The following is a 15,699-nucleotide window of genomic DNA, read 5'->3' on the forward strand; positions in this document are numbered from 1 at the left end:
ACTACTCCACAACCTCGCTCGGAGCGCGTGACGCGTTGTCCCGGCTACAACTCAGCTGACCGTGCACGAGTTACGAGACATCGCTTAGCTTGTGTTTTAACCTCTGGTGGCGTTGAGCTGCTTATTCGTGGCGTCGCGTGCTCTGCGCGGACGGGCCGGTGCGGTCGGTGTTCGAGTTGTCCCTGGTGGCCGAGCATCGGCGTGGTCACGGGCCGCTCTATGCGGCCCTGGACCGCCGAGGTGCTGGCCCGGATGCGCTCGGATCGGGTCCTGCGCCGCAGTGGCCACCGGCACGACCACCGGGCACCTGGGGCCGGCCGCACCCCTCGGCTGACCCGCCGCGCCGCCGAGGCAGTCGCCCACACCCCGCTACGCCCCGCGCGTCCGCACGGCGCAGACCGGCCCCGACCCTGGGAGAAACCCGCCGCCCGACCCGATCGGCTCACTCCGGCCCGCGTCCGCCGCGGGTTTCGGAACCTCCGCACCAAAACCCTCCCGGCCCGGCCCCGGGCGGCCGCCCGGCCGCCGCGGCGGCCGGGCCACACGCCACGACGTGTCCACCGCCACCGGCCAACACACCGCACCACCAGGGTTGAAACACAAGCTAGGCGCGGACGACGAGGGTCTTGGCGAACATGTCGCCGAGCCGGCGGCGGCGCTGTGAGCCCAGTACGACGAGGAACCCGACCAGGTAGGCGAAGATGCCGTCGATGAGCCGGCCGGCCGTGCGCGCGACGGCCGCGCCCACGCTCGGGCGGCCGCCGGTCTGCTCGTCGACGACTCGGATGCCGGTGACCATCTTGCCGACGGTCTGGCCGAGCCGGTTCTCCATCAGCACGTAGTAGAGGGCCACGACCAGCAGCCAGGCGAACCCGCCGCCGAACGAGAGCTGGGTGAAGTCGAACCCGGACGTGTCGTCGTTCCGGGAGGTGCCGAAGATCGCCGAGAAGATGTTGTAGGCGATCCCGAGGATGATGCCGTCCACGATCGTGGCCACTACCCGCCGCCCGGTGACGTGCACGTTCACGCTGGTGCTCCTTTGCCAGACCGCAATCGACGCGCCCACGGTACTCAGTGGAGTCTCCCTCCCTCAGATCAGCCTGGCCATGATTGACAAGAAGTCTCTGCAAAGAGATCTCTGTAGTATGGCTGAATCGCGGAGACTGGACGCTTCTAGCTTTCGGGGGCTCGCACACCCGCTGCGGCTCCGGTTGCTCGATCTGTTGCGGCTCGAGGGGCCGTCGAACTCGACGCAGCTGGCCAAGCGGGTCGGGGAGAGCACCGGGACCGTAAGCTGGCACCTTCGGCAGCTCGCGCAGCACGGGTTCATCGAGGAGGACCCCGGCCACGAGAGCAAGCGCGAACGCTGGTGGCGCGCCCCGGTGCGGGCCGGCGTGTTCGACACCGAGGAGGCCGGCGACGCGGCCGTCGAACCGATCGAGGAACTCCTGCGGCACAACTTCGACCGCGTCTCCCGGCACCTGCGCAGCGACGTTCCGGACGAGTGGCGCAACGTCGGCACGATCTCCGACTGGTCGCAGCTGCGCCTGACGCCGTCGCAGGCCACGGCGCTCACGGCCGAGCTGTCCGGAGTCGTCGAGCGCTACTTGAACACGGAGCCGGCCGCGGGTGCGCGGGCGGTGGTCGTGCAGCTCCAAGTGTTCCCGGCGAGCCCGTGATGACCGGTCTGCTGCGGCGTGATTCCGATTTCCGGCTGCTGTGGGGTTCGGAGGTCTCCGGCAAGCTCGGCGCGGCCGCCACCAGCGTGGTCCTGCCGCTGGCCGCCCTGGACGCCGGCCCGTTTCGCGTCAGCCTGTTGGCCGCCGCGACTTGGCTGCCGTGGCTCGTGTTCGGGCTGGCCGCCGGAGCCTGGGTCGACCGGTTACCCCGGCGGCCGATCATGCTCGCGGCAGCTGCGGTGTCGCTCGGCGCGTTCGTCGGGGTCCGGGCGGCGGCCGGGGCCGGGGTGTTCGGGTACGGCTGGCTGCTGGGTGCGGCGCTGCTGACCGGCGTCGCCGCGGTGTTCTTCCAGGTCGCCTACACCGCGTACCTGCCGACGCTGCTCGGGCCGGACGATCTGGCCGAAGGGAACGCGAAGCTGCAGGGCAGCGCGTCGGCGGCGCAGATCGTCGGGCAGAGTTCCGGCGGGCTGCTCGTGCAGGTCGCCGGGCCGCTCAACGCGCTGCTGGTCAACGCGGGGACGTTCGCGGTGAGCCTCGGGTGTCTGCTCGGAATTCGGAAGCCGGAGCCGCGTCCGGTCTCGGATCGGCGGTCGTTGGTCGGCGAGATCCGGGAGGGGCTGCGGCTGGTGGTGCGGGATCCGTTCTTCCGGGCTTTCACGGTCTACGGTGCGATCGCGAACCTGTTCCTGATGGGCTACCAGACGATCCTCGTGGTCTTCCTGGCCCGGGACGTCGGGCTGAGCTCGGGGGCGGTCGGCGTGCTGATCGCGGTCGCCAACGTCGGCGGGATCGTCGGGGCGCTGGTGGCTCGGCGGGTCGCGGACGTGATCGGTACGGCGCGGGCCGCGCTGGCGTTCGCGGTGCTCGGGACGCTGCCGGTGCTGCTGATCCCGCTGACGTTCGCGGGGGTCGGGACCGTGCTGTGTGCGATCGGTGGGGTGTGCACGGCGGCGGCGGTGGTGGCGAACAACGTGCTCAAGGCGAGTTTTCAGCAGCGTTACTGCCCGCCTGCGCTGCTCGGTCGGCTGTACGCGACGGCGTCGTTCCTGGCGCTGGGGGCGTTGCCGCTCGGGGCGCTGGCCGGTGGGGCGCTCGCGTCCCGGATCGGGGTGCGGCCGGCGTTGTGGGTGATGGTGGCCGGAGTGCCGGTGGCCGGCGTCGTCCTGGTGTGCTCGCCGATCCGGCGGGGCCGAGACCTGCCCGAGCACGCTGCGCTCTGGCGTTGACGTCGGGGGGAACGTCTACCGTTCGGCGGGTGAAGTTCGGAGTCGCGTACAACACCGCTGCGCAGGGCATGGATCCCGATCGGCTGGTCCGGTTCGCGCAGCACGCCGAGGCCTGTGGCTTCGAGTCGTTCTACGTGCCGGAGCACCTCGTGCTCTACCCGGGTGCGTCGATCTACGGCAACGAGTTGCCGACGACGATGGCGGTCGCCGACCCGCTCGATCTGCTGACGTTCGTCGCCGCTGCTACGCAGCGGATCGTGCTCGGTACGGCGGTGTTGCTGCTGCCGTACCGGCACCCGGTCGTCCTGGCCAAGCGTCTGGCGACGATCGACGCGCTGTCGCGCGGACGGATGCGTCTGCTCACGGTCGGGCTGGGCTCGCTCGCCGGGGAGGCCGACGCGATCGGCGTCGACTTCGCGACCCGCGGGCAACGCGCCGACGAGGCGATCGACGCGTTGCGTCTGCTCTGGGGCGGTGGCCCGGACGGGGTGACGTTCACCGGCCGGTTCTTCCGGTTCACGAACGTCTGCGTGTACCCCAAGCCCTACGAGGGAGCGATCCTGCCGATTCACGTGGCCGGTTCGAGCCGCCCGGCCGCGAGGCGGGCCGGCGCGCGGGGTAGCGGGTACTTCCCCGGCGGCGGGCACCCGGACGAGCTGGCCGAGCGGTGGGCGCTGGCCCGGGCCTCGGCTCCCGATCCGGACTCGCTCGAGTACACGCGCTGGGGGAGCATCGAGCTGACCCCCGACCGGGTCGGCGTGTACGCCGCCCAGGGCGTGACCCGGCTGGTCGTGAACCCCGGCGGCGAACTCTCCGAGCAACTCGACCAGATGTCAGCGTTCGCCGAGCGTCATGGCCTCAGGCCCTTGAGCACGACGTCCAGGTAGCGGTCGGCGGCGGTTCCGTCGGAGTCGTCGCCGCTGTCCACCGCGCGACGGATCCCGCAGGTCAGGCGACGCATGTCGTCGGCCGTGACGTCGTCGCGGATCACGCCGGCGGCGCGCGCCCTGGTCAAGACCTGTAGGGAGACCTCGCCCAGTTCCCGGCCCAGCTCCAGCGTCTCCGCGCACTCGTAGCTCGACGACGCCAGCACTTCGGCCAGCGCCGCATCGTCGAGCTGGCACCGCAGGGCGGCGCGCAGCAGCCCGGCCAGCCCGGCCGCCACGTCGGGGTTCTCGGCGGCGGCGCGTGCCTCGGCGATCAGTGCGGCGTAGCTGTCGGCGGCGAGCGTCTCCAGCAGCACGCGCCGGGTCGCGAAGTGCCGGTACATCGTCCCGACGCCGACCCCGGCGTCCTTGGCGATCGCGTTCATCGGGAGCTCGAGGTCGCCGGACGCGATCCGGGCCCGTGCCGCATCCAGCATCTGGGCCCGCACCCGGGCGGAGTCAGCTCGCAACGACGACACGCTTAGAGGATAACTCATCCGCTAACGTGTACCGTGAGCGGATAGATAATCCGCTAAGGAGGCGGCAATGCTCTGGAGCTATGACGAAATCCCTGATCAGACCGGTCGCGCGGTGGTGGTCACCGGGGCCAGCAGCGGGCTCGGGCTGATCGTCGCCGACCAGCTGGCCCGCCGCGGCGCCGACGTGATCCTGGCCGTGCGCGACGCCGAGAAGGGCCGCCGTGTGCAGGCCCAGCTGACCGGGACGACCGAGGTGCGCCAGGTCGACGTCGCCGACCTGGACTCCGTCCGCAGGTTCGCGGACCGGATGCACGACGACGGGCGCTCGATCGACGTCCTCATCAACAACGCGGGGATCGGGGCGCAGACCCGAGCCCTGACCCCGCAGGGGTTCGAGAGCGTGTTCGCGACCAACCACCTCGGCGCGTTCGCGCTGACCGGACTGCTCCTCGACCTGTTCCGGCCCGACCACGACCCGCGGGTCGTGGCGGTGGGTTCGAACCTGTACCGGCGGATGCGGCCGCGGACCGACTTCGAGAACCTGACCGCGGAGGGGAAGTTCGCGCCGGGAGCGACGTACGTGAAGTCGAAGGTCGCGAACCTGCTGTTCGGCGCGGAGCTCGACCGTCGGCTGCGCGCGGCCGGAAGTCCGATTCGGAGCCTCCTGGCGCACCCGGGCATGGCCGCGACGCCGATGAACGCGACCGCCGAGGGTGCGCTGCAGAAGCTCTGGCTGTATCTCGGCGGCGCGCTGTTCAGCCGCCCGGCCGAGATCGGGGCCTTACCGCTCGCGTTCGCGGCAACCAGCGAGAAGGCCGAGACCGGTGTTTTCATCGGCTTCGGCGCCCGGAAGAGCGACGTGAGCCTGCACTTCGACCCGCTGGCCCGGCCGGCCGACGACGAGGCGCTGGCGGCGCGGCTCTGGCGGATCTCCGAGGACGCGACCGGGGTGCGTTACCTCGACGGCGTGCGGCTGCCGTAGAACTCGGCGATCGCGGCGAACGCCTCCTTGGGCTCCCAGGATCCGTCGTCGAGGACTCGGACGATGCCGTAGCTGGCCAGATCGAGATCGTCGCGGGGGTCGCCGTCCGGGCGGTGCGGGTGGTCGGCCAGCGCGAACAGGAACACGAACGCGGAGTCGACGCCTTCGGCGTCGAAGATCTCCAGCAGGTCGCGGATCGTGTCGGCCTGACCGGCCTCGTCGCGGGTGTACTCGCCGTCCAGCCGGAGCGGCTTCCCGGTCTCCGGATCGTTCTCGACGATCTCCAGGCCCTCCGCCCCGCGGTCGGACGCGCCCGCGAACGTGGCGCAGCCGAACTCGGTGATCGCGAGCGGTTTGTCCATGGCGACGTAGGCGCGGACGCCGTCGACGAACTGGTCGGCGATCGCGGCCGTGCGGTAGAGGTCGATCGAGACGATGTCGAACGGCGTCCAGTCGAGGCGGTCGAGCTGGATGGAGGCGTAGGTGACCCGGCCGCCGAACCGCTCGCGGATGCGCGGGACGGCGGTCGCGAAGAACGCGTCGAGACGTTTCGAGGACTCGGCGATGAGTGCGGGCATCTCTGGGGATCGGTTCACGAGCGGCTCGATGCGGTCGGCGAACGTGTCGCCGGGTAGGAAGCCGTGGGCGAACAAGCTGAGCTCGGCGCCGGCGACGAACACGATCTCGCCGCCGGCTTGCCGGAGTTTCTCGGCCCGCTCGGCGCAGTCGTCGAACAACGTCAGCATCTCGTCGGTGGTGAGGTCCAGTGGGTACGGGGAGTACCAGACCTCCAGGCCGAGACCGACCGCGAGGCCGGCGGCGACATCGAGGCGGTCGGGGTGGCCGCCGGTGAGGCGGACCGTGTTGCAATGCAGCTCGTCGCGGATGATCTGCAAGTCATGGGCGACCCGCTCGGGGTCGAGGTGCGGGATCGAGGTGGTTCCGTTGCGGATCCAACCGGTGTCGTAGGTGATTCCCTGGGCGCGCATGTTCATAGGGTACTAGCAGTACCTTATTGCGAAGGTGGGTATGGAGAAACAGACTCGGCGGCGGGGTGCGGCGCTGGAGGAGGCGATCCTGCGGGCGGCGGTGGAGGAGCTGACGTCCTCGGGGTTCGCCGGGCTGACGATGGATCGGGTCGCGCAGCGCGCGGGGACGAACAAGAACGCGATCTACCGACGCTGGCCCGACCGGCTCGCGCTCGGCGTCGCCGCCTACCGGCAGCTGACCGGGGCGATCGAGCCGCCGGACACCGGCAGCCTGCGCGAGGACGCGCTGGAGATGCTGCGCCGGGCCAACCGCTATCTGGCGTCGCCGCTCGGGGCGATTCTGCGCGAGCTGATGGCGGCGGCGGGTGGGGCGTCGGATTTGCTGGCGCAGTTGTCGGAGCGGTCCGACGAGCCGGCCGCGACCTGGCTGGTGATCCTCGGCCGGGCGGTGGCGCGCGGCGAGGCGGCCCCGGAGGCGCTGCATCCGCGGGTGGCGACCGTCGCGATCGTGCTGCTGCGTAACGAGTTCGTGACCCGGGGCGTCCCCAGCGTGCCCGACGACGTCCTCGTCGAGATCGTGGACGAGGTGTACCTACCGCTCGTCGCTCAGCGGCGGAACCACCGCGGCCAGTAGGAGCGCGGGCCGCGGACGGCGGCGAAGCCGACGCGGCGCATCACGTCCTCGTAGCCCCCGATGTCGGTCAGCCGGGTGCAGAGCGTGGCCGCGTCGAACAGCGCGAGGTTGGCGCCCGAGCCGCGCGAGGGCGGCATCGCGTGGATCGCGTCGCCGAGGAGCGTGACCGCGGTCGGGGTCCAGGGCCTGACCGGCTTCGACGTACGGATCCTGATCTCGAAGGTGGCTTCGGGCGTGGCGCGGTCGATCAGGTTGCGCAGGTCGGGGTGCCAGGTCCGGATGAGGTCGGCCGGTTCTTGGTCGAGCCTGGACCCGCGGGCGGCCAGGCTCCACATGACGTAGTCCTCGTGAGCGGTGAGGCCGAGCGCGGACGGCTTGGTGCGGAACTGAACGAGTCCGAGCGCCAGCCCGAGCCCGCGCCGGTCGGTGACCGGGCAGAACCCGTCCCGGAGCGGGGCGGGCAGGCGGTCCTCGACCGCGGCGAGCGGGGTGCGGCCGTAGACGCAGCGGGTGCCGGTATCGACGATCCGGGCGTGCGGGAGGTACTGGGAGCGGACCCTCGAGCCGATGCCGTCGGCGCCGACCAGCAGGTCACCGTCGGCGCTCGTGCCGTCGGCGAAGTGGGCGCGGATCGTGCCGTTCCGGGGTTCGTAGTGGGTGAACTGCGCGCCGAAGCGCAGGTCGGGCAGGCCGGTGGAGAGGATCTCGCGGAGCGTGAGACGGTCGACCGAGGTACTGAATCCGGGCCCGGTCTCGATCGTCTTCAGGGTTTTCAGCTGCGGGGTCAGGACCGTGACGCGGTGGCTGGGGCGGCTCGTGGTCTGCTCGAACAGGTCGTAGAGGTCGGGCGGGAGGCACTGGCGAAGGGCGTCGGCGGCGCGGCTGTCGACGTGCAGGCGATAGCCCTGGGGTCTCGCGGTGAGGGTCCGGTCGCGCTCGAAGACCGTGGCCTCGACGCCGTTCTTCTCAAGACCCTGGGCCAGGCCGAGACCGCCCAGCCCGCCGCCGATGATCAGCACCCGCATCTGCCCACAGTGGCATGTCAGGAAAGGTGGGAAGTAGGACGTTGCTGCCGTCGGCGACGGGCCCCAGGCTGGGGGCATGCCCACTCGCACCGTGCTGTTCGTGCTGTTCGACGGCTTGCAGAGCATCGACGTCAGCGGTCCGCTCGAGGTGTTCGCCGGGGCCAACCGGCGACCGACGGGTCCGCATTACGACATCGTGACCGCGAGCCTCGGCGGCGAGCCGGTGACGTCGTCCGGTGGGTTGCGCCTGATGCCGGACGTCGACCTGGCTGACGCGCCGGTGCCGCACACGCTGGTGGTGCCGGGTGGGCACGGGACGCGGAAGCCGGACCCGTCGCTGATCGCGTGGCTGCGCGAGCGCGCCGGCTCGGCCGAGCGGCTGGTCTCGGTGTGCACCGGGGCGCTGTTGCTCGCCGAGGCCGGGCTGCTGTCGGGGCGGCGGGTGACCAGCCACTGGTCGGTCTGCGGGGCGCTGGCCCGGCGGTATCCGGACATCACCGTCGACCCGGACCCGATCTTCGTGCGCGACGGCGCGCTGTCGACGTCGGCCGGCGTCACGGCCGGGATCGACCTCGCGCTCGCGCTGGTCGAAGAGGATCTGGGCCGGAAGACCGCGCTGACGATCGCCCGCCACCTGGTGATGTTCCTGCGGCGGCCGGGGAACCAGGCGCAGTTCAGCACGCAGCTGTCGGCGCAGCTCGCCGACCAGCCGCGGCTGCGTGAGGTGCAGGTCTGGATCGCCGATCACCCGGCCGAGGACTTGAGCGTCGAGGCGCTCGCGCGCCGCGCGAACCTCTCGCCGCGACAGTTCGCGCGCGCTTTCACCGCTGAGGTCGGTGAGTCCCCGGGCCGTTATGTGGACGCCGTCCGGCTGGAGACCGCTCGTCGGTTGCTGGAGGAGTCGGACGACGGGGTGGAGCAGGTCGGTCGTCGTAGTGGATACGGGACGACGGAGGCGATGCGCCGCGCTTTCGTCCGGACGCTGGGTGTGTCGCCCGGCGAATATCGGCGCCGGTTCTGAGGGGATGTCTCATGCAGGTCGCCGTTCCGCTGTACTCGCAGTTCACCGCGCTGGACGCGGTGGGGCCGTACGAGGTGCTGTCGCGGGTGCCGGGGGTGGAGGTGGTGTTCGTGGGGGCCCGGCGCGGTCCGGTCGACGCGGACGTCGGGAGCCTGGCGCTGCACGCCGACGCGCTGTACTCCGAGGTGGTCGAGCCGGACGTCGTCGTGGTGCCGGGTGGGCCGGGTCAGCACCGGGCGATGGAAGACGAGAGGTTGCTGGCCTGGCTTCGTGCGGTGGACGCGGGTACGACGTGGACGACGTCGGTGTGTACGGGGTCGTTGCTGCTGGCGGCGGCCGGGTTGCTGGCCGGCCGGCGGGCGACGACGCACTGGCTGGCGCTGGAGCAGCTCGCGGAGTTCGGCGTCGAGCCGACGTCGGAGCGGGTCGTGTTCGACGGGAAGTACGTGACCGCGGCCGGGGTGTCGTCGGGGATCGACATGGCGCTGGCGTTGGTGGGGAGGGTGGCGGGTGACACGGTCGCGCAGGCCGTGCAGTTGGGGATCGAGTACGACCCGCAGCCGCCGTACGGGGCGGGGTCGCCGGGCAAAGCGCCGGGTGAGGTGGTGGCGCTGCTCGAATCGATGAGAAGCATGATCCTGACCGGAGCCTGAGCGCTCAGCCGAGCGTCTGGGGTGAGGGGCGGACGTCCGCTCGGCGGCGCGGGCCGCGGCCGGCGGGCTCACGATCGACGAGCCGTCCAGGCAGTCGCCGCCGACGACCTGGTAGCCGCGGGCGGTCACCGTGTCGATCGGGACCTGCAACCGGGCATGGGTCGGGTCTACTGGTCTCGGTACATCGGCAACGAGGGCGAGGACTGATGGCGGTCGGTCGGTTGGCGCGGGTCGTGTTCGACGCGGGCGACGCCGACGCGGTGATCGCGTTCTATGCCTCGCTCACCGGGTGGCCTCGGGTGGACCCGTTCTCGGTGCAGACGCCCACCGGGCCGCTGCTCGCGATTCAGCCGGTGCCGGAGCACGTGCCTCCGCGGTGGCCGGGGCAGGAGCTTCCGGCTCAGGTCCACCTCGATTTCGACGTCGCCGAGCTCGCGCCGGCAGTCGAGCGGGCGGTGCAGCTCGGGGCGGTTCGGCTGGGCGGCGGGGAGTACTGGGTCACGTTGGCGGATCCGGCCGGGCATCCGTTCGACCTGTGCAGGACCAGGGCGGTCACATCGATGTCTCGACTGTGGGTGCACCTGGACACGTCGGATCCGTCGGCGGCGGCCCGGTTCTACGGCGAGTTGCTCGGGATGCCGATCGTGCACGACGACGAGGTCGGGGCCGCGCTCGGTGCGCGACCCACCGAGGTCGGCACCACGCTGTTCTTCTGCCCGGTGGAACAGCACACGCGGCCGCGGTGGCCGGATCCGGCTTTTCCGCAGCAGGCGCATCTCGACATCGCGGTCGCCGACATCGACTCGGCGCGGGCCACGGCGGTGCGGCTGGGCGCGGTACCGCTCACTGAAACCGTGCTGGCCGACCCCGACGGGCATCCGTTCTGTCTGGTCGATTAGTCACGTGATCGTCAAAGACGATTCCGTCGGCGAGGTCGAGTGGATCATCAGCGTCGACTCCTCGCGGATGCGGGTCCATCAGCACGCCGCGGGTCCGGCCGCGGAATCGACGTCGAGGCGTTCGCGGTCGAGGGCGAAGGACTCGGGCGGCCCCGCACCCGGCCCGATCGAGTCATCGCGGACAAGGCCTGCTCCCACGACTCGACCCGCGCGGCGATGCGGGAGCGGCGGACTCCGTTCACCTGCCCGGAACGATCCGGCCAGATCACCCGGCGGGTCGCGAAGGGCTCGGCCGGAGGCCGACCGCCGGCCTTCGACCGGCAGACCCACAAGCAGGCCGCCCCGGTGGGCTGCTGGCCTTTGGGATACGGCCTAGTTCTCGAACAGGTCGCCCACGCGGGAGAGGAACTCCCGGAGGTTGTCCTCCGTCGTCAGCTCCCGCGCCTCGGCGACGGTCAGCCACCTCAGCTCCGCGTCCGGTTTTTCCGGACGGACGTCGTCCGGGGTGCCGGTCGCGAGCACGAAGCGGACGTCGGCGTGCTCGTGCGCCGGCTCGTCGCCCCGGGCGGTGACCGGCACCACGACGACGTGTCGGAGCGACGCGTCCGGCCAGGGGCGCAGGTCGGTCAGGCCGGTCTCCTCGCGGCCTTCGCGCAGCACGATCTGGAGCGGGTCGGTCTCGCCCGGGTCGGCGTGCCCACCGACCTGGAGCCAGGCCTGCTGACGGGCGTGCCAGCGCAGCAACACCCGCTGGCTCGGCGGATGCACGACCAGCCCCGACGCGGTGACGTGCAGGTCGGATCTCCGGGTCCAGGGGTCGCCTCCCCGGGCGACCGAGACGGCTCGCGCGAGGTCGGCCGCCTCCGCCGGAGTCCGCGGCCGGTAATCACCAAGAAGCGCCTCGAGCATGCCCCGGATCCTGCCTCATCCGTCCCACTGCGCGCTCTGGGCACAGGGACCAGCGGCCGGCCCGGGCGTTGTCGGTCAGGACGCGTTCGATAGTGGGGACGCTGTCGACCGCGAAGTAGGCCGCGGCGCGGCCATGGGCGCGCTCGCCGCCGCCCTCGGGATCCGGCCGGGTTTTCTCGGCGTCCAGGTGAACCGGTTCGCCGGGCCGGTCGCGTTCGCAGCGGACCGCGGTGGTCTTCGACGCGCGGATTACCGGGTCGAGTTCGAGGCCGAGCCAATCCTGGCCGCCGCGCCGGTCGCGTCGTAGCTGCAGAACGCGTTGCTCGAGCGAGGCCGGGTGCGACGCAGGCTCGACCGCGGCGAGGAGGACCGGTCTTGCAGCCCGCCGGGGCGTTCGGCGTCGTAGCAGGCCAGCCACCGGCCGACAGTCTGACGCGAGCCACCCATCTGGCCGGCCACGCGGGCCTGCGGGCCGGGCACACCATCTGCCACCAACGCCCCGGCCGAGCACACCTATGACCCTTTTCGCTGCGCGCTCTATGATCCATTTCGCTGCGCGAAGTGCCACCGGTGCCCCTCAACATCCAGAGCCTCGTACCTCCGATCTCCCCAGAACATGTCTTCGAGCGGCGACACGATCCGCGCCCCCTCCTCGCACGCCCGCCGGTAGTGCTCCTCCACGTCCGAGACGTACACGTTGAGCATCGCGGTCGCCATCCCGACCTCGAGCGGACTCCCCAGCCCGTGCCGCCCGGACTGGCCGATCATCACGACCCCCTCGCCGATCTCGAGCCACGCCAGCGTCCCTTCCGGGTGCTCCATCCGTGACTCCCGGCGCTCCACCAGCCCGAACACCCGGGTCAGGAAATCGAGCGCCGACCAGACGTCCAGATAAGCCAGACGGGTGTAGACCGACGGCCTCGGCCGGTGCACGGGCGGGCCGCCGGTGATCGCCGCGAGGAGGCGAGCCTTCTCGCGGGTCAGGACCTCCGGGTCCGGCGGATCGTCCGGCAGCAGCCGGTCGGGGCGGGACCGGCGGAGTTGGTCCAGGTCATCGGTCATGTCAGGCCCTCCGACAGGCGCGCCCGGGCCCGGCTCAGCCGGGAGCGCACGGTTCCGACCGGTATACCGAGCGCGAACGCGATCTCCTCGTAGGTCAGCTCCTCCCAGGCGAACAGCAGCAGCGCCTGCCGCTCGCCCTCGGGCAGCGCCTCCAGCCCGTCGAGCAGCCTCGGCCGGAGCGCGCCGGCGTCGGCCGCGGCCACCGCGCGGTCGGCCGGATCGTCGGCCGGGGCCGGCGGCGAGAGGCGCGCCATCGCCCGGAGCCGACGCGCCTCCCCGCGGTGATGCTTGGCGACCAGGTTCGCGGCGATGCCGTACAGCCACGGCCGCACCTCGCCCCGGCTCGGATCGAACGCCGCCCGCCGTTCGAACGCGATGCGGAACACCTCCCCGAGCAGGTCTTCGGCTTCCGCCGGCGGTACCCGCCGGGCCAAGAAGCGCAGCAGCGTCGACCCGTGCCGGTCGAACAACTCCGCGACGTCCATGCCTAACTCTTCCCCGATCGACGGTCGCGGTTCGCGAACTTCTCGGACGCTGTGGGGAAGAAGTGTTCATGCGAGTCTTTCGGATCATGCCGAACCTGCCGGTGGCCGACATCGAGGCGGCGAAGAGCTTCTACACGGACTTTCTCGGGCTGACGAACGAGGACTTCAACCTGGGCTGGGTGGCCCGGTACACCTCGCCCGACGGTCAGGCGATCGTTCAGCTGGTCACCCGGGACGCGAGCGCGCCGGTGGACTCGGCCGTGTCCGTCCACACGTCCGACGTCGAGGCCGCGTACGAAGACGCGCAGCGGCGTGGGTACGAGATCGTGAAGCCGCTGGCGACGGAGGCCTGGGGCGTGCGCCGCTTCTTCGTCCGCGCCCCGGACGGAACGGTCTTGAACATCGCCCAGCACGCCGACTGACCAGCCAGGAATCGAGAAGCGAGCTGGCCGGGGCCGCGGAAATGAAGCCGGTCACGAAGAGCTTCTGGGGCTACGGCGGGGTCGTACGCCCGACGGCACGATCGTCAAGATCGCGTCGTCGTCGAAGAAGAACACCGGACCCGCGACGCGGGAGATCGACGACGTGGTGCTGCTGGTGGGCGTCGAGAACGCCTGGGTCAGCTGACGTACCAGGGCTCGCGGGCCGCCTCGCGGGCCAGGGCCAGGCACCGTGTCTGGCGCGGGTCCAGCGGCGGCATCGACTCCGCGTCGAACCAGGCCACGTCCACCGACTCGTCGTCGTTGACCCGGGCCTCGCCGCTGACGTAGCGGCACCGGAACGCGACGTCGAGCCAGTAGACCTGGTCGCCGTTGGGTAGCACCCGCAACGGCAGGCCCTCGACCGAGACCAGCCGCTCCACCTCCGCGACGACGGCCGTCTCCTCCAGCGTCTCGCGCACCGCACACACCGCGGGCTGCTCGCCGGGCTCGAGGCACCCGGTGACGAGCGCCCAGGTCCCGTCGTCCGAACGGCGGGTGAGTAGCACCCGATCCCGGTCGTCCAGCACGACGGCGGTGACGCCGGTCAGCGGCAGCGGGTCGCGCCCGATCTTCGAGCGCAGTTCGACGATGAAGTCCGGAATCGGCACGCCCCGACCTTACGACCGCCCGGCACCCGCCTGTGAATACCGTTGGAGCGCGCCGCCGACACCTGCTTCCATGTCGCCATGGTCTCCACCGAGCATCTCGTCGCGTTCGCGGCGATGTCGTTCCTGCTGATCGTCGTGCCGGGGCCCAGCGTCCTGTTCGTGATCGGGCGGGCGCTCTCGCAGGGCCAGCGGGCCGCGCTCGTGACCGTCGCCGGCAACACGCTCGGCTGCTACGTACTGATCGCCGCGGTCGCGTTCGGTGTCGGCTCGATCGTCGAGCGTTCGGTGGTCGTGTTCACGATCCTCAAGCTCGCCGGGGCCGCCTACCTCGTCTACCTGGGCATCAAGGCCTGGCGCGGCCGCCGGTCGCTACCGGCCACGTTCGCCGGCACGGCCGCACCGCGCGGGCTCCTGCGGACGTTCGGCGAGGGCTTCACGGTCGGGGTGTCCAACCCGAAGACGATCGTGTTCTTCGCCGCCGTGCTGCCGCAGTTCGTCGACCGCAGCACGGGTCACGTGGCCGTGCAGATGTTGATCCTCGGCCTGGTCTTCATCGCGATCGCGCTCGCGTCCGACGGCGCCTGGGGCCTGGCCGCGTCGGCCGCCCGCGACTGGTTCGCCCGCTCGCCGCAGCGGCTGGCGCTGATCGGGGGCGTCGGCGGCCTGACGATGATCGGCCTAGGAGTAGGTGTAGCTGCCACCGGCCGCAAGGACTGACGGATCGGCCGCGACGTCCTGCGCGGCCCGGACGAACGCGGCCACCGCCGGCGAGCGCGAGTCCGACGGCCAGGCGACGGCCAACGTCGACGGCGTCAGGTCGGTGACCTCGCGGAACGCGAGCCCGGCACGCGCGTGCCGTCGAGCCAGCGACACGGGCACGAACCAGACGACGCTCCCGACCTCGACCAGGCTGAAGATCTGGGCCAGATCCCGGCGCTTCACCACCGACCCCGGCGGCGGAGGCGCCACCCCGCCGTCGCCCGCGTCGGTCCCGTCCGGCAGCTCCCGGCCGGCCAGATCGGCCAGCGACAGCGACGTCCGGGCGGCCAGCGGGTCGTTGGCCGCCAGCACCACGACCCGCGGCTCGGTCAGCAGCGGCTCGACGTCGACGCCTCGGTCGTCGAACGGCAGCACCAGCAGCGCCACGTCGGCCCGTCCGTCGCGCAGGGCCGGCGCTTGCTCGTCGCGTCCGCCCATGAGTAGTTCGACCGGAAGGGCAGACGGGCTCCGTTCGAACTCCGCGAGCATGCGCGGCAGCAGGCCGGCGTCGTAGTCGGCCTTGAAGGCGAGGCGTAGCCGAGGCTCGGCGGCGTTCCGGGCCCGCCGCCCAGCGGCCTCGACCGCCTCGAGCGCGGTCCGGGCGTCGCGGAGCAGCGCGGTGCCCGCGGGCGTGAGCGCGACCTGGCGGGTCGTCCGTTCCAGCAGCTGCACGCCGAGCTGCCGTTCGATCTCCCGGATCGCCCGCGACAGCGGCGGCTGCGCCATCCCGAGCCTCTCGGCCGCCCGCCCGAAGTGCAGCTCCTCGGCGACCGCGACGAAATACCGCAGCTGCCGAACCTCCAGGTTACTCATACCGCCACGGTATCAATGTCGGGCGGATCGGTCCTTCAGTCCACCCGCGACAAGGCGTTCGCTGA

The 15,699-nt window shown here is 71.5% G+C and carries 21 protein-coding genes and 2 pseudogenes; 13 read left to right on the plus strand and 10 right to left on the minus strand.

The genetic code is table 11. The features are described from left to right. Window positions 1-354: 354 nt before the first annotated feature. Window positions 355-664: pseudogene (locus FL583_RS43245) on the plus strand (NF041680 family putative transposase); the annotation flags it as partial. Here the strand turns inward: FL583_RS43245 and FL583_RS36320 are convergent. After that, a complete protein-coding gene (locus FL583_RS36320; RefSeq protein ID WP_170324054.1) occupies window positions 605-1,027 on the minus strand; it encodes an RDD family protein in 423 nt (140 codons plus the stop codon). The pseudogene FL583_RS43245 and the gene FL583_RS36320 sit on opposite strands and share 60 nt — an antisense overlap. Before the next feature lie 118 nt (window positions 1,028-1,145). Here FL583_RS36320 and FL583_RS36325 point away from each other — a divergent pair, with 118 nt between their 5' ends. The 3 genes from FL583_RS36325 to FL583_RS36335 are packed head-to-tail and all read left to right on the plus strand — an operon-like array spanning window position 1,146 to window position 3,795. Continuing rightward, window positions 1,146-1,679, plus strand: coding sequence for a helix-turn-helix domain-containing protein (locus FL583_RS36325; RefSeq protein ID WP_142709447.1), 534 nt, complete (start codon window positions 1,146-1,148; stop codon window positions 1,677-1,679). Further along, window positions 1,679-2,908, plus strand: a complete 1,230-nt coding sequence (locus FL583_RS36330) for an MFS transporter (RefSeq protein ID WP_142709448.1) — start codon at window positions 1,679-1,681, stop codon at window positions 2,906-2,908. Before FL583_RS36325 ends, FL583_RS36330 begins: the two co-directional genes overlap by 1 nt. Before the next feature lie 29 nt (window positions 2,909-2,937). After that, the gene (locus tag FL583_RS36335) at window positions 2,938-3,795 is read left to right on the plus strand and encodes a TIGR03619 family F420-dependent LLM class oxidoreductase (RefSeq protein WP_142709449.1); all 858 of its coding nucleotides are present in this window, start codon (window positions 2,938-2,940) and stop codon (window positions 3,793-3,795) included. On the opposite strand, the gene FL583_RS36340 is transcribed toward FL583_RS36335, so the two are convergent. Beyond that, window positions 3,759-4,313 (minus strand): TetR/AcrR family transcriptional regulator, encoded by a 555-nt coding sequence (locus FL583_RS36340; RefSeq protein WP_205752772.1) that lies wholly within the window; start codon window positions 4,311-4,313, stop codon window positions 3,759-3,761. The genes FL583_RS36335 and FL583_RS36340 overlap by 37 nt on opposite strands. A gap of 67 nt (window positions 4,314-4,380) precedes the next feature. Between FL583_RS36340 and FL583_RS36345 the strand changes: the two genes are divergently transcribed. Next, entirely contained in the window at window positions 4,381-5,295 is a 915-nt protein-coding gene (locus FL583_RS36345) for an SDR family NAD(P)-dependent oxidoreductase (protein ID WP_142709450.1), read from the plus strand. Here the strand turns inward: FL583_RS36345 and FL583_RS36350 are convergent. Continuing rightward, a complete protein-coding gene (locus FL583_RS36350) occupies window positions 5,268-6,284 on the minus strand; it encodes a hypothetical protein (protein WP_142709451.1) in 1,017 nt (338 codons plus the stop codon). The two genes, FL583_RS36345 and FL583_RS36350, sit on opposite strands and share 28 nt — an antisense overlap. A gap of 40 nt (window positions 6,285-6,324) precedes the next feature. Between FL583_RS36350 and FL583_RS36355 the strand changes: the two genes are divergently transcribed. Then, on the plus strand, window positions 6,325-6,918 hold the full coding sequence (locus FL583_RS36355) for a TetR/AcrR family transcriptional regulator (protein WP_142709452.1): 594 nt from the start codon (window positions 6,325-6,327) through the stop codon (window positions 6,916-6,918). Here the strand turns inward: FL583_RS36355 and FL583_RS36360 are convergent. Continuing rightward, on the minus strand, window positions 6,891-7,943 hold the full coding sequence (locus tag FL583_RS36360; protein WP_170324055.1) for an FAD-dependent oxidoreductase: 1,053 nt from the start codon (window positions 7,941-7,943) through the stop codon (window positions 6,891-6,893). The genes FL583_RS36355 and FL583_RS36360 overlap by 28 nt on opposite strands. A gap of 76 nt (window positions 7,944-8,019) precedes the next feature. Between FL583_RS36360 and FL583_RS36365 the strand changes: the two genes are divergently transcribed. From FL583_RS36365 to FL583_RS36375, 3 genes are all read left to right on the plus strand, one after another. Beyond that, a complete protein-coding gene (locus FL583_RS36365; RefSeq protein WP_142709454.1) occupies window positions 8,020-8,964 on the plus strand; it encodes a GlxA family transcriptional regulator in 945 nt (314 codons plus the stop codon). Window positions 8,965-8,975: 11 nt separating this feature from the next. After that, entirely contained in the window at window positions 8,976-9,617 is a 642-nt protein-coding gene (locus FL583_RS36370; RefSeq protein ID WP_142709455.1) for a DJ-1/PfpI family protein, read from the plus strand. A gap of 206 nt (window positions 9,618-9,823) precedes the next feature. Continuing rightward, a complete protein-coding gene (locus FL583_RS36375; protein WP_142709456.1) occupies window positions 9,824-10,516 on the plus strand; it encodes a VOC family protein in 693 nt (230 codons plus the stop codon). A 372-nt stretch (window positions 10,517-10,888) separates the two neighbouring features. Here FL583_RS36375 and FL583_RS36380 read toward each other — a convergent pair whose 3' ends face one another. Further along, entirely contained in the window at window positions 10,889-11,425 is a 537-nt protein-coding gene (locus tag FL583_RS36380) for an NUDIX hydrolase (protein ID WP_142709457.1), read from the minus strand. Here FL583_RS36380 and FL583_RS41290 point away from each other — a divergent pair. Further along, a complete protein-coding gene (locus FL583_RS41290; protein ID WP_205752777.1) occupies window positions 11,424-11,732 on the plus strand; it encodes a hypothetical protein in 309 nt (102 codons plus the stop codon). The genes FL583_RS36380 and FL583_RS41290 overlap by 2 nt on opposite strands. Here FL583_RS41290 and FL583_RS43250 read toward each other — a convergent pair. Genes FL583_RS43250 through FL583_RS36395 form a run of 3 tightly spaced genes read right to left on the minus strand, consistent with a single transcriptional unit; the run spans window position 11,675 to window position 12,972 of the window. Continuing rightward, window positions 11,675-11,938: a helix-turn-helix domain-containing protein gene (locus tag FL583_RS43250; RefSeq protein ID WP_142709458.1), complete on the minus strand. Its 264-nt coding sequence runs from the start codon at window positions 11,936-11,938 to the stop codon at window positions 11,675-11,677. The two genes, FL583_RS41290 and FL583_RS43250, sit on opposite strands and share 58 nt — an antisense overlap. Before the next feature lie 24 nt (window positions 11,939-11,962). Continuing rightward, entirely contained in the window at window positions 11,963-12,487 is a 525-nt protein-coding gene (locus tag FL583_RS36390) for a VOC family protein (protein WP_142709459.1), read from the minus strand. Beyond that, window positions 12,484-12,972 carry an RNA polymerase sigma factor gene (locus tag FL583_RS36395; protein WP_142709460.1) on the minus strand — a complete coding sequence of 163 codons (489 nt, stop codon included), beginning with the start codon at window positions 12,970-12,972 and terminating at the stop codon, window positions 12,484-12,486. The genes FL583_RS36390 and FL583_RS36395 overlap by 4 nt, the downstream gene beginning before the upstream one ends. A gap of 68 nt (window positions 12,973-13,040) precedes the next feature. Between FL583_RS36395 and FL583_RS36400 the strand changes: the two genes are divergently transcribed. Next, window positions 13,041-13,394, plus strand: a complete 354-nt coding sequence (locus FL583_RS36400) for a VOC family protein (RefSeq protein WP_142709461.1) — start codon at window positions 13,041-13,043, stop codon at window positions 13,392-13,394. Further along, a pseudogene (locus FL583_RS43255) lies at window positions 13,391-13,596 on the plus strand (hypothetical protein); the annotation flags it as partial. The gene FL583_RS36400 and the pseudogene FL583_RS43255, both read left to right, overlap by 4 nt. Here the strand turns inward: FL583_RS43255 and FL583_RS36410 are convergent. Continuing rightward, a complete protein-coding gene (locus tag FL583_RS36410; RefSeq protein WP_142709462.1) occupies window positions 13,592-14,062 on the minus strand; it encodes an NUDIX hydrolase in 471 nt (156 codons plus the stop codon). The pseudogene FL583_RS43255 and the gene FL583_RS36410 overlap by 5 nt on opposite strands. A gap of 78 nt (window positions 14,063-14,140) precedes the next feature. Between FL583_RS36410 and FL583_RS36415 the strand changes: the two genes are divergently transcribed. After that, window positions 14,141-14,779 carry a LysE family translocator gene (locus FL583_RS36415; protein WP_142709463.1) on the plus strand — a complete coding sequence of 213 codons (639 nt, stop codon included), beginning with the start codon at window positions 14,141-14,143 and terminating at the stop codon, window positions 14,777-14,779. Here FL583_RS36415 and FL583_RS36420 read toward each other — a convergent pair. After that, complete coding sequence (locus tag FL583_RS36420; protein ID WP_142709464.1) at window positions 14,741-15,634, minus strand: LysR family transcriptional regulator; 894 nt, start codon at window positions 15,632-15,634, stop codon at window positions 14,741-14,743. The genes FL583_RS36415 and FL583_RS36420 overlap by 39 nt on opposite strands. Window positions 15,635-15,699: the final 65 nt, after the last annotated feature.

Source organism: Cryptosporangium phraense, assembly GCF_006912135.1.
GTDB lineage: Bacteria > Actinomycetota > Actinomycetes > Mycobacteriales > Cryptosporangiaceae > Cryptosporangium > Cryptosporangium phraense.

Excerpts from the sequence above, each read along its gene's own strand:
- FL583_RS36395 (WP_142709460.1), bottom strand. The coding sequence starts at position 12,972 with ATGGACGTCGCGGAGTTGTTCGACCGGCACGGGTCGACGCTGCTGCGC.
- FL583_RS36325 (WP_142709447.1), top strand. The coding sequence starts at position 1,146 with ATGGCTGAATCGCGGAGACTGGACGCTTCTAGCTTTCGGGGGCTCGCA.
- FL583_RS36390 (WP_142709459.1), bottom strand. The coding sequence starts at position 12,487 with ATGACCGATGACCTGGACCAACTCCGCCGGTCCCGCCCCGACCGGCTG.
- FL583_RS36355 (WP_142709452.1), top strand. The coding sequence starts at position 6,325 with ATGGAGAAACAGACTCGGCGGCGGGGTGCGGCGCTGGAGGAGGCGATC.
- FL583_RS36330 (WP_142709448.1), top strand. The coding sequence starts at position 1,679 with ATGACCGGTCTGCTGCGGCGTGATTCCGATTTCCGGCTGCTGTGGGGT.
- FL583_RS36380 (WP_142709457.1), bottom strand. The coding sequence starts at position 11,425 with ATGCTCGAGGCGCTTCTTGGTGATTACCGGCCGCGGACTCCGGCGGAG.
- FL583_RS36420 (WP_142709464.1), bottom strand. The coding sequence starts at position 15,634 with ATGAGTAACCTGGAGGTTCGGCAGCTGCGGTATTTCGTCGCGGTCGCC.
- FL583_RS36375 (WP_142709456.1), top strand. The coding sequence starts at position 9,824 with ATGGCGGTCGGTCGGTTGGCGCGGGTCGTGTTCGACGCGGGCGACGCC.
- FL583_RS36400 (WP_142709461.1), top strand. The coding sequence starts at position 13,041 with ATGCGAGTCTTTCGGATCATGCCGAACCTGCCGGTGGCCGACATCGAG.
- FL583_RS36370 (WP_142709455.1), top strand. The coding sequence starts at position 8,976 with ATGCAGGTCGCCGTTCCGCTGTACTCGCAGTTCACCGCGCTGGACGCG.
- FL583_RS36350 (WP_142709451.1), bottom strand. The coding sequence starts at position 6,284 with ATGCGCGCCCAGGGAATCACCTACGACACCGGTTGGATCCGCAACGGA.
- FL583_RS36415 (WP_142709463.1), top strand. The coding sequence starts at position 14,141 with ATGGTCTCCACCGAGCATCTCGTCGCGTTCGCGGCGATGTCGTTCCTG.
- FL583_RS36345 (WP_142709450.1), top strand. The coding sequence starts at position 4,381 with ATGCTCTGGAGCTATGACGAAATCCCTGATCAGACCGGTCGCGCGGTG.
- FL583_RS41290 (WP_205752777.1), top strand. The coding sequence starts at position 11,424 with ATGCCCCGGATCCTGCCTCATCCGTCCCACTGCGCGCTCTGGGCACAG.
- FL583_RS36360 (WP_170324055.1), bottom strand. The coding sequence starts at position 7,943 with ATGCGGGTGCTGATCATCGGCGGCGGGCTGGGCGGTCTCGGCCTGGCC.
- FL583_RS36365 (WP_142709454.1), top strand. The coding sequence starts at position 8,020 with ATGCCCACTCGCACCGTGCTGTTCGTGCTGTTCGACGGCTTGCAGAGC.